The 11,976-nt window shown below is 65.5% G+C and carries 6 protein-coding genes and 2 pseudogenes; all 8 read right to left on the reverse strand.

All coding sequences use genetic code 11. The annotated features are described in order from the left end of the window. Positions 1 to 76 precede the first annotated feature (76 nt). The gene (locus tag B4C31_RS07530) at positions 77 to 3,961 is read right to left on the reverse strand and encodes a UvrD-helicase domain-containing protein (RefSeq protein ID WP_291531985.1); all 3,885 of its coding nucleotides are present in this window, start codon (positions 3,959 to 3,961) and stop codon (positions 77 to 79) included. After that, positions 3,961 to 8,067, reverse strand: coding sequence for a PD-(D/E)XK nuclease family protein (locus tag B4C31_RS07535; protein ID WP_291531986.1), 4,107 nt, complete (start codon positions 8,065 to 8,067; stop codon positions 3,961 to 3,963). The genes B4C31_RS07530 and B4C31_RS07535 overlap by 1 nt, the downstream gene beginning before the upstream one ends. 113 nt (positions 8,068 to 8,180) lie before the next feature. Continuing rightward, positions 8,181 to 9,140 carry a serine hydrolase gene (locus B4C31_RS07540; RefSeq protein ID WP_291531980.1) on the reverse strand — a complete coding sequence of 320 codons (960 nt, stop codon included), beginning with the start codon at positions 9,138 to 9,140 and terminating at the stop codon, positions 8,181 to 8,183. A gap of 116 nt (positions 9,141 to 9,256) precedes the next feature. Beyond that, positions 9,257 to 10,141: a serine hydrolase gene (locus tag B4C31_RS07545; RefSeq protein WP_291531981.1), complete on the reverse strand. Its 885-nt coding sequence runs from the start codon at positions 10,139 to 10,141 to the stop codon at positions 9,257 to 9,259. 150 nt (positions 10,142 to 10,291) lie between these two features. Beyond that, positions 10,292 to 10,369 (reverse strand): annotated as a pseudogene (locus tag B4C31_RS08875) (zinc-ribbon domain-containing protein); the annotation flags it as partial. Next, positions 10,354 to 11,115 carry a PH domain-containing protein gene (locus B4C31_RS07550; protein ID WP_291531982.1) on the reverse strand — a complete coding sequence of 254 codons (762 nt, stop codon included), beginning with the start codon at positions 11,113 to 11,115 and terminating at the stop codon, positions 10,354 to 10,356. The pseudogene B4C31_RS08875 and the gene B4C31_RS07550, both read right to left, overlap by 16 nt. A 38-nt stretch (positions 11,116 to 11,153) precedes the next feature. Continuing rightward, on the reverse strand, positions 11,154 to 11,339 hold the full coding sequence (locus B4C31_RS07555) for a hypothetical protein (RefSeq protein WP_291531983.1): 186 nt from the start codon (positions 11,337 to 11,339) through the stop codon (positions 11,154 to 11,156). A gap of 20 nt (positions 11,340 to 11,359) precedes the next feature. After that, positions 11,360 to 11,976, reverse strand: a pseudogene (locus B4C31_RS07560) (hypothetical protein); the annotation flags it as partial.

Below are 11,976 nucleotides of genomic sequence, written 5' to 3' on the forward strand. Positions count from 1 at the left end.
ATCGCGCGCCGCGAACAGTGGGGCGCAGCCGGGGATACCGAAGCCCCGGTCACACGCCTTCGCGGTCGCGCACCGGCTAGTCATTGTCCGACTGGTCGGGCACGCCGAGACGCAATGCGTCGATGATCTGGGATTCGGTTTTTCCTTCCGCCTGAATCTCGCGTTGCCGTTCGTCCGGTTCACTCACGTAATACAGCGCCGCATCGATGGCGTCCAGCGGGATACCCTCGACCACCGATAGGAGCAGTCGATAGCAGTCCAGCTGCACCAACTTCTGTGCCACGTCCCGTGGCTCACGCGGACGCCGCCCGGTTTTCCAATCGATGATGGTGTACTGTTTGCCCGTGTCTTCGGGGTCGAGGCCTCCGACGAACACGGCGTCGAGCTTACCGTTGACGATGCTGCCGCCCAGCTGGGGGATGGCGATGACGATCTGCCGTTCGGCCCATGCAGGATGACGCCGGGCCCACCGCGATTCGGCCAGACGGCGTTTCCACGTCAGCAATGCGTCCGGGTGTCCGCCGCTGTGCTGCTCGGCCGAATCAAGTTCCTCGAGCAAGGCACGCCGCGAGGCCGGTGAATCCGCATCCGGCAGCCTGCCGTCCGCCACGGCGTTGATGAACCGTTCCGCCCATGCGTGGAACTGCGTACCGGCTTCGGCCGCCGGTGACGCCACGCTGGGAATCGGCCGCACGATGCCCCACCAATAGGCCTTCTCCTCACGCTCGCTCATACCTCCCGCAGCCGCCTGCAACGCGGTGACGCTTTGCCGGCCTGACGCCAGAATGCGCCGACCACGCTCGCGCACGTTCCGGTCCAGGTCCTCGCCGGTCAGCTGCGCACCCATCAGGTCATGGTCCGCAACAAGCAGACGGGCCCGGCCGAGCAACGGTCCTCCGTCACGGGTCCGCCCATCCGATGGTCCGTCGTCATGGCGCACGGCGTCCGTGTCCTCCATAGCGTCTCGCACCGCAAGCGCCCCGGTACGCAACCGCTCGGCGATATCGGCGCTCAGGGTGCCCGGCCACGGCAGCGCGACGGCGTCGTCGGACTGCTCGATCGGCGTGGCCCAAGCCTGACCGATGACGGCGTCCTCATACTCGCGGGCATAGTCGCCGGCGAAGAACCCCTCCGGCAACGGCGGCAGCGTATCATCATCCGGCACCGTTGTCGGCCGGCGCACGGCATCCGCGCGCGTGTGCAGGGCGTCGAACAGCTCCTGCCAGAAGACCGAGGCGCTCTGCGCCCTGCTTGCTGCGGCCCTGCGGCGCGGCTCGCGGCTGCGCTCGCGGTACGCGCAATATGACAGCATGACGTCATGCCTGGCGCGGGTCAACGCCACATAGGCCAGCCGTCGCTCGTCGGCGTGCAGCCGACGGCCGTATTCGTTGCTCTGGGTCAGATACCAGGAATCCGGATCCGAGTCCTCCACGCCGTCGCCGCAGTCGCGCAGCGAACCGAATACCTCGTCATCGATCTGCATCACGTCGTCCAATCGCGTCAGCGCGTCCACCGGGTCCTCCCCCGGCGCGCCGTCGTGAGGGAAGCGGGGAAGGATGTCCGCGTCGACCCGTATCGGGGCAGGCACGCTGGTGGCGTCAGTCAGCCAGGTCCGACTGTTCTGCTCCCGGTATTCGGGAGCCGTCCACACGCCGTCGACCAACCCTCCGGCATGGGATTCGTCCAAGGTAATCGTCAATCCGTTCTTGCTGTTGTTCGGCATGATGCCCGATGCGCAGTCGACGATGGCCACGGCGTCCCATTCCAGGCCCTTGGATTGGTGGATGGTCATCAGTTCTACGTCGGCCTGGTCGTCATGCATGGAGGCCGCCTCATCCTCGATATTGCCCAACACGTCCACCCAGGAGAGGAATCCGCGCAGCGTCGGCGTCCGCCCGTCCCCCAGTTCCTGGATATAGGTGTCGGTCAGGTCGACCAGCGTGTTCAACGGCATCCGGGCCACGGTGGGGTTCGAGGCCTGTTCGCCGTCTCGTATGGCTTGGGCAACCACCGTATCGATGTCGAGATCCAGCGCACGGACCGCGGCGCGAATCACCTCGGCCAGCGGATGCCCCAGCATCGCCTGCACGTCGCGCAGCATGGCGCCGGCACGCAGCACCCCGGCCTTGGCGCTGTCGCCGAGTGTGCCGTCACGATCAAGCAACTGCCTCAGATCGCCCCGTTGCAGCAGATCGCCGAGGAACACGGCATTGCCCACCTGGTCGCGGTGCTCCCGCACCACCGATTCCCATTGCTCCGGCGGGCAGTCGGCATCCGCCACGCCGGCCTCCGCCAACACCCGGAATCTCACCCGCGTATTCTCCCTGTCGGCAAGCGCGGCCAGACGGGTCAGGTCGCTCGATGACAGCTGGAACCTGGGGGTGGCCAGCAACCGCATCAGATGCTCGGCGTCATCATGCTGCACCACAACATGCAGCAACGCCAGCACGTCGCAGATCTCCGGGCGTTCCAGCACTGCGGAGTAGCCGACGACGAACGTGGTCATACCCGCCTGTTCCAAGGCTTGCTGGTATTCGTCCATGGTGCCTTTGGACCGGAACAGCACGGCCACGGTACCACGGTGCTCCACCATGCCGTCCTTCACGCGGGTGTGGCGCCGCAGCGCCTCGCGGCAGAACCGCACGACGCCATCGATCTGCTGCCCGAGCGTCTCATAGCCGATCAGTCCGATGGTGCCCCGATCGGCTTCGGGGATATTCGCCAGCGAGGGGACATCGACCTCATGCAGCGCTGCGCTGCCCGGGCGGCGCGGGGGCGTGCGCAGCGGCAATGTCAGATCGTTCGCGGCCTCCAGCACGATCCGGGAGTTGCGGCGTGTGGTGCTCAACGCATACGGCTTGGTGCCGGGCGGCATATGGAAGTCCCGTTCGAACATACGGAAGGCGCCGGGACTGGCACCACGCCAGGCGTAGATCGACTGGAATGGGTCGCCCACGGCGCTGACGGCGCTACACACACCGCCATCGGCGGGATGGAACAGCGCCGCCAACAGCATGGCCTGCGTGGTGGAGGTGTCCTGGTACTCGTCCAGCAGCACATGGCTGAATCGTTCGCGATACCGGCGGCCGATGGATGGGAACCGGCTGACCAGTTGATACGCCGCGATCGTGAAATCCCCGAATTCGGCCATGGTGCGGCGACGTTTCTCCTCGTTGTATTCCTCGACCAGATCCAGCAGCAGTTCACGCTGTTCTGCGGTTCTGGCGATGCGGTCGCACTGATAGACGCAGTTGGCATACAGTTTGGCCTGGTACTGCTCCAACTTGACCTGCCATTGTTCATCGCTGTCCTTCTTGGCGCGTTTCGGCAGCGCGCCGGCGAACAGCTTCTCGGGTATCGACTCATCGCCCAGCGCGGCGCGCACCCGACTGATGAAAGCGTTGTCCCAACGGCGTATCGCGGCGACGGCTTCGGCGTACCCTGGGCAGTCAGGGCCGATCATCGCGCTGGCTATAGCGTTGGACAGACTTCTCACGTCCCCGGCCAGTTGGGGGATCGACGGCGGGTCCTGCCGCACCGAAAGTTCATCCAGATGCCGCTCCACCACATCGGCCGCCAACTGCAATGCGCCGGCGTCACTTAGCGGCTGCGTGTTCCGGTCGAAGCCGACCAGGAGTCCGTACTGGCGGACGATGGTCTGGAAGAACGCATCGTAGGTGGCGATGGTCGGCTTCAGGAACATCCGGTCAGGGTCCTCATCGGCACCCGACTGTTCGGCGACCGCCGACGAGACGCGGTCCAACAGCTCGCCCGCAGCCTTGCGCGTGAAGGTCAGGCCCAGGATGCGCTCGGGAGCCACACCGTTGCCGATCAGGGTGACGATGCGCCTGGTCATGGTATAGGTCTTGCCTGATCCGGCACCCGCCACCACCAGGATGTCATCATCGTTCGGGGCATTGATGACCCGTGCCTGTTCCGGGCTGTCGGTGAATGCGTGCATCATGCTTGCCTCGTTTCATAGACGGTGTTGAGCTCGCCGGCGCAGGCCGGACAGGATGTCGTCATGCGGCAGCGTTTCACATGATCGGGCGTGGGGTGCGCGATCAGCAGCGACGATCGGCTGGCCGCGGCCGCATAGAACACACGCGCGGCCATGGTCAATGCCCAGAGCGTCTGGGTGCCCCGCAACCGTATGATCTGGTTCCACGCCGCGGCGCGCACCCCTGCGGGCGGCGTCTCGGGCAGCTCCGGAATCTCCAGATACTTGGGATCCTTATAGTGGTAGCGCCCGGCAAACGGTTCCGTGTTCCAAGCCCCGTTGCGCAACAGTGCAGGCTGGTGAAGGCTTTCCACCTCAAAGCTGCGGCTCGGGCCATCATCCTCGCGGACGAAGAACAACCCGCTTTGCGCGATGTACGGCATTCGCGGGGATGGCCCGACACAGCCCCGATCCTCGGGGAACGCCAAGCCGAGCTGATAGCAGACCAGCTGCAGATCGTTGAAGATCTGCGCGGTACCGTATTTCCTCCCGGTCTTGTAGTCGATCAGTCGCACTGCCTCGCGACCGTCCCCGTATCGACGATGTTCAAGCCGGTCGATCCTGCCGGACAGCCGAATCGTCAGATCGTCGCACATGCCCTCGGGCCAGCCTCCGACCAGCGTTCCCATAACCACCAGGAGTTCGCCGCTTGTCATCGGTTCGATGCCGGGTATGGCGTTATAGGCGGCGAGCATGTCGTCGATATCGAACCGGGCGGTGAATTCCACTTCGCACTCCGCCCGTTCCAGGGCTCCGACCGACATGTATTGGGCGTTGCGGAACGGGTATGCCGCATCGCATCCGTTGACGAAATAGCTGGCGATATTCGTCAGCATGGTTTCCGCCGAACGGTCGAGTTTCATCGCATCGTACCGGTCGGTGGGGGAATCGATGCCCTGCGGGTCTCGACGCAACGAACGGTAGATCGCCATCAGCTGTTCCGTCACCGCCGCGATACGGCTCTCGGTACCTTCTGCGGCCACGGTCCCCGGCATATCGAGACGTTCCTCGCTGCCGCGTTGCGCCACCTCGTGCACGATGGTGCCGAAACCGGCGTGCACGCCGCCGGATTGGGGGCCGGAGCAGCGGCGTTCCAATAGCCAGCAGACCGGACAGGACCAGATGCCGTCGACGGAGGATGGCGACAAGGTCACGATATGCCGTCCGTCGCGAGCCTCGGCTCGGGCTTCCGCTTCTCCACCCGTGGCACCGTCATGTGGTAAGTCGACGAAATACCACTGCCGCGGATCGGCGGCGCGCACGCCGTGCTCCGCCAGCAACGCGAGCGCGGATGCCGCATCCCGTCCTTCCGGCGAGTCAGCGCCGTGGCATGCCATCGTGATACGAGCGGCGGTCACCAATCCCCTAGGATCGGCATCGAGACCGGAATGGGATATCGTATCACCGTCGTGTACCGCCTCGCCGCCGGGACGGGCGAACACCGCTTCATCACGCTGACGGATGAACCGTTCAGGCAGATACCCGTACAGAAAGTCCGATGGGGTGCAATCCTCGTTCCATGTCGCACTGATCGTCAGCGTCTCGTCGGCGCGGGTCACCGCCACGAGCAGGTTCTTCTTCTCGCTGGACAGCACTGCGGCCAACCGAGCGTCGCAGTGAGTCGGGTCGGCGTCCCCGATTCGACCATGCAGCATGAGATCGGCCAGATCCTCGCCGCCGAACAGCGTGGCGCGTTCCGCAAGGTTCGGCCATACATCCTGCTGGACCGCGGGCAGCCACACATGCCGCCAATGGTTCCCGGCCGCACCGGCGGGGGTGGTCAATGTCACGGCCTGTTCGACCGGCCCGACATGCGCCAGCGAATCCGCTTCGATCTGCATCGACCTGACCTGGTCCATGAACGCGACGATGTCCTCCCCGGCGGAGCCGTCGGCGGCGAACTGGAACAACCGCATCGCCACGTCAAGCCGGTCGTTGGCGGCACGGCCAGCTACGTCGTTGCGCAGGGCGGCGCGCTGCCAGGAACCGGCCACGCCAGTCTCGTTCCAGGCCAGCGCCAACGTGTACTGTGCCTCCCGGTTGGGCAGCCGGTCCATGCCATCCGCAACGCGGCCGACCATATCCCAAAGCCTGCGGAACGCGACGGCTTGGGGGTCCCGGCCCAAGATCGCGCCGAGAGAATCCAATACGGGCGTGGCGGGCGCCTTGGGATTGTCGAACGCCAGCATCAGGTACATCGCCCTCTGGCCGAACGGCAGCTCGTCGTCGGCGGTTTCGCCCGTTAGCACGCCGTCGTCCACGTTGACCGCCGCCGCACGCCGCGCCGCCTGCCGATGTTCGTTCACGGCATCGCGATATCGTTCCCATGATTCGATCAGCGCAGCGAGATGCCGTTGCCCATCCGCGCCGACGGCCTCTGCGCTTTCTTGGACGACCGCGGCCAGTGACTCCAGTGCGGACATCGCGGATTCCACCGGTGCCAACCGCGCCGGGGCACCCTCGGCGGACTGCGTGCCGGCGGCGACCAACGGGCAGGCCATCAGCGTGACCACTCGTGCCCGTACATAGGATGACAGCGCCGCCAATGGCAGGTCCACGGCGTCGATGCCACGCCTGCGGAGCAGCGCCAGCTCGATCAGGGCGAACAGCCCCTGCACGAACGGCTCGTCCTTCAGTGGACGCGTCACCGACGAGTACCGTACCGGCACGCCATCGCGGCGCAGACGCTCGCCGAACGACCGCACGGTGGCATTGTCATGGGCGATGATCGCCATGTCGTTCCATGCAATCCCCTGGTCCAGATGCAGGCGCTTCATACGCCAGACGACATCGTCCATCTCCTCGCGAGGCGACTTGTACAACGCCGTGGCCACCGTGCCATCCTCCAACCGGGAGGTGCCGAGACCGGCATCCGCGTTCGCCCCCGGTTCATCCAATCGCCGGATCGGCAGACTGCCCGCATATCGGGGCAGCTTGCCGGGGCGCTGCGGCATCGGCGTGTCATCCGGCTCCGGCGAGGGGATCGACAGCGAAATGCGCGAGGCCAGGAGGTCGCGATAGGTCGGTGCGGCGGCATCCGCCGGGGTATCGGATACCGGGATGCGATGTAGGGCGGCATGCAGCGGCCCTCTTACCGCGCAGCCCATCAGGTATTCCGGGTAGGAGCCGCGGAACGTCTGTACGGCCTCGTCGGGATTGCCCACCAGCACCAGCCGCACCCCTGCGGCGGCCAACGCCTCGAGGAAGCGCAGCCCGGCCAGTGTGGCGTCATGGAAATCATCCACCACTAACACCGCGGGAACCGTCTCCGGCTGCAGCCGCACCTCCTCCGCCTGTACGCGGCGCAGCACCGCAGCCGCCTCGACCAGCAGCCGTGATGCGTCCAGACGGTATTCGCCCGGATACGTATGTTCGATGGCCCGCACATATTCCCGCCGCAGCGCGAACGCCAAGCGCCACTGCACCGCGATGCGGTCGGCGTTACGCCCGGTGCCGGCCGCCTCCCCCACATACTCACGCTCATGGGCGAACGATGCCCCCAGCTCGTTGATACGGGCCAGCATATCCCTCAGCTGATCCACGAACGACGAGGAGACGCCGCGCTCGAACATCGTCATCGTCGTCGCGCCACCCGACTGCTCCCGGGCGGGTGCCACCGTATCCGTCCAGCGGTCGTCGGCGAAGTATTCCCGCAACAGCACGCACGTATCGCACAGGTTGCCGGCTTCGGCATGGCCCAGATGCGCCGCCACCACCCTGCGTAGCAGGGCATCCTGTTCGGCGCCGTTCAGCAGACGCGGCGCAGGCAGGTCCTCATACCGTCGGGCGTCGGCGATCACGGCGAACGCCAACGCCGACAACGTGGTGACCGGACGCGCCTTCATCGACGCCCCCATACGGCGGATTGCGCGATTGCCCAACCTGTCCGCCGTCACGCGCCCGGATACCGTCATCATGGCTCCCCCACCATGGTTGCGTTCCAACGCACGCATCAGCGCCTCGAACGCGAACTCCGTCTTGCCGCACCGCGGGGGGCCAACCACCAGCAGCGCGGAAGTCTCGCCGCCCCCGAGCACCGCGTCGAATGCCTGCCAAAGTTCCTGCATACCAGTCATGGCTCAAGCCTAACCATGGCCGTCACGGAACGGTAGATATCTACCGTTCGTATCCGCCCTCAGCGTGTTGCCGCGGGTCTCCGGCGCCACGGCATGCCGCCGGATTACCGTGCCATCGCATTCCACACCACGCCGGACAGCTCGCGGATCTCGGCCTGCGCGGCCGCACTGTCGGGCACGTCCTCGCTCATCACCGCCAGCACGTAATCGCCTGTTGCCGCCGTACCGTCAATCGCGGCGGATGTATCGGATGAGGCGAACACAATCGCCACGTCATTCTCCACGCCGTCGATCTCCCCGGTTTTGTTGGCGGTCACCGTACCCGCCGGCAGACCACTAGGAATCTTGGAGGTCCTGGTCTGTGCCATCAGCAGGTCGAGCATACTCCGGCTGGCCTGCGCGGACACCAGTTCCCCGCGGTACACGGCAGCCATGAACCGCCCGCAGTCCTCCGCTGTGGTCCGTTTCAGCGAGGGGTCCCCGGTGACGTCGCCAAGGTACTGGTTGATGGACGAATCCTTGAACCCATACTCCTGCGCGATGGCGTTGACGACCTCGAATCCGGCTTCGCCGCTGCCCGAACCGAGGATGTCCACCAACGCGTTCGTGGCCTCGTTGGAACTCACCGTGATCATCTCCCGCAGCAGCTCGTCGATGCGGGCGTCCTCGGCGAGCGCCCCATCATCGATCCGCTGATAGACGGCCAGCATGACGTACAGTTTGATCAGCGACGCCGAATACCCCTGGTGGTTGTTGATCGTCAGCGAGGCTCCGGTGGCGAGATCCTCGCAATACACCTGCCAACCACCCTGGTATCCGGCGATCAGCGTCTCCAGTTCGTCCTGCAGCGCGCTCATCGCACGCCGTACCGGCTGGCTGGCGTCCGGCTCCGGAACCGCCGTGCGGCGCATGGCATCATGGTCCGGCACGGCGATGCCGTCCTCACCTGCGCCGTCGGCAATGCCGACCCGTGCGGATGCCGCCGCTCCCTCCGGATTGCTTCGATGCGGCATCGACATCGTGACGCCGATACCGACCGCCACCGCCGCGAATGCAACCGCCACACCCGCCGCGATGACGGCCGTCCAGCCGCGCCCGCGCCCCGGTACCCGATGCGCCGCGCCACGATGGGACCGCGCCGGGCGGGGGCGCCGACCACCCGTCGGCCGAACGTCCCCCGTCAACGCGCCGCGCTTTCGAACATCGTGTCCCAGACCGTCGCCAGCATCTGCGAAGTGAGGTCGGCGGCACGTTCCTGCCCCAGGTTCTCGGTCATCACCGCCAGAGCGACCTTGGTGCGGCCATCCGATATGACGACGAAATAGTTGTATGCATCCTGAATGCCCATACCGCGATGCGCATGGATGGTGGCCCCCTCCGGAATCCTCACACCTTCGGAGGCAATGTCATACGACATCAGCTCATCCGCTCCGTCGGTGGCCACCATGGACAGCATGCGCGCGGCGTCGTCGGATGATGCATAGTTCTCGTATCCGTCCTCGGAGGCGGCCACATCGCCGAATCTACGCTCGAACGACGAACCGGAGAAGTGGTTTGCCGACAGCCATGAATCGATTGCGTCCACGCCGCCGACCGCGTCGATCAGCAGATTGGCCGCCTCGTTGCTCATCGACCGCATCATCTCGCCAGCGGAATCGCTCGGCTGATCCTCATGGGTGCCGTAGTACGCCAAGTACACCGGCAGATACAATCCGGCGGATACCATGCGTTTCGAAGCGTTCCGTGACGAATAGCTGCGCAGTCCGTCCTCGGTCATCACCGATACGGCCACGTCGGTGGACGAGTAGGCGTCGACGATGCGATCGATGGATTCCTGATTCAACGTGCGCGCCGGCGTCTCGGGCCCGTCCCCGTCCGCTTCCGATTCCTCGGATGACGCGGGGTCGTTCCCGTCCGACGCATCGCCCGGCTCCGACGCCTCGCCGCCGGTCGGCGCCGGCGTCTGCGAGGTGCCCGGATCGTCCGCCGAGACATGCCGCACGGCCAGCGTCACGCCGGTGATGATCAATGCCACGGCGGCGATGGCTGCGATAACGATGGCCACGATGGTTCCGGTGCGTCTGCGTGCGACCGGCTGAACGGGAGACGATTGCGACGGCGCCGGTGGCACCGGATACGCCGGCTGCACCGGTTGCATGGATATCGTCGGCGCGTCGGCGAGGGGACGCATCGCCGGCGTAGGTGCGGTCAGCGGACTGCCGCATGCCGTGCAGAATCGCGAGCCTTCATCGTTGCCGTTGCCGCACCGTCCGCAAATCATCGTGCCCTCCATCCGTCGTCGTCTCTATGTCCATTATCGGTCATGTTCCGCGGATCGGAATCCGCCGACCGGTCGGATGTCCCGGATGGGCGTATCGACCCGTTCTCCGCCCAGGCCGATACCGTTGCCGCATCGGCGGAGCGCAACGCGGTGAACTGCAGCACACTGATGCCGTTGGAGACGAACAACGGCAGTCTCAGGCGTTCCACACCACGATTCAGGCGCCATGGCGTGCTGGACCGCTCGACCGATTGGATGCGGGAGCGGCGCGTGAACACCGTGAACAAGGTGAGTACGGACGCCCCCGTGGCGGCGATTCGCTTGTCGTCCAATACCGCGTATCCCTCCGACGCCGCCTTCAGCCAACGGCACAACCCCCACCAGACCGCCAGCGCCGCAGGGGCCAACGTCCACAGCCAGTTCACGGCATCGCGGGACACCAGCGCCCAGATCACCGCAACCGCCATGCCCGCCGCGGTCCCTGCGGCCGTGATGTTCAGGATCACCACCTGGAACGGCCGCATGTAGATCGGGGCGCTGCTGGACAGCGTATGGATATGGTCGTAGGCGATCGTCGTGCGCGTGCGGTTGAACACCCCGGAACGTTGGGTGATGCCGTGCTCATCCATCCGATAGCCCGTCGTCAGCCATCGCACGACCGGAGAGACGATCATCCATGCCGCAATCAGCCCGATCACCGCCACGATGACCGCCATGACGACCGCCGAATCACGGTTCGGCACGGCAATGGCCAGCATGGGAAGAATCAGGGCGATGGCGGACCTCACCGACTCGATCAACGCCGTGACCACGGCGATCGGATGCAGTCGGAGGCGATGAAGATGACCGCCAGCACCGCGCAAACCAGGATCACCGCCGTATCGGTGAATACCGACCGCAGCAGCCATACCCGCTTGATCCGTTCGGGCAGGCTGTGCCATTCCCGTTGGTCCGTCACCGTCTCCGGATTGCATTCGCTCATGGGCCCATCCTATCGTTGCCTCATGTCCGCCTCCGTCTCAGAGCCCCATGCCGAATCCCCCATCCGGCCACCGCGATCCCCGCGATGGCCGGGAGCACGAGCAGCAACCATGGATGCACCGGTTCCCCATTGTCTGCGTCATAGACGGCCGTCGTCTGATTGCCGGCCCTGTCGGTGACCCGCACCATCACGGCATGGGGTCGGCCGTCGGCCTGCAACGTGTATTGCGGGATGTCGTCGAGCGACGTGTCCGTGTTCCATTCGCGGATCTTGCGCCCGTCGATGTACAGTTCCGTCCGATTCACCGCCAGATTGTCCTTGGCATCGATGGTGATGCGTCGGCGGTGGTGCCCGGTGTGCTCGTCTTCGGCTTCCAGTTCGGGAACATATACGGTCGGCGCCGTTGCGTCGATGGCGAAGTTCACTTCAGCGTTTCCTCTATGGTCCGCGCCGACCCCTTCCATGGTGTTCTGCGAAACGTTGCCCGCCAGATCCACGGATTGCACAAGGATGCGGTAGAAGCCGTCGCCGTCGAACCGTTGCGCCGGAATCGTGTATACGGTTCTGGACCATCCGGCATCGTCATCCGTGCGCATGCCGAACTCCCCCGGGGTGAACTGCGCCCCGTTTGTTGGAC

The organism is Bifidobacterium sp. UBA4282 (assembly GCF_002394995.1).
In the GTDB taxonomy this organism is placed as follows: domain Bacteria; phylum Actinomycetota; class Actinomycetes; order Actinomycetales; family Bifidobacteriaceae; genus Bifidobacterium; species Bifidobacterium pullorum_B.

Coding starts and splice junctions, on each gene's coding strand:
- B4C31_RS07555 (WP_291531983.1), bottom strand. CDS start 11,339: ATGAGCGAATGCAATCCGGAGACGGTGACGGACCAACGGGAATGGCAC.
- B4C31_RS07550 (WP_291531982.1), bottom strand. CDS start 11,115: ATGCTGGCCATTGCCGTGCCGAACCGTGATTCGGCGGTCGTCATGGCG.
- B4C31_RS07535 (WP_291531986.1), bottom strand. CDS start 8,067: ATGCAGGAACTTTGGCAGGCATTCGACGCGGTGCTCGGGGGCGGCGAG.
- B4C31_RS07530 (WP_291531985.1), bottom strand. CDS start 3,961: ATGCACGCATTCACCGACAGCCCGGAACAGGCACGGGTCATCAATGCC.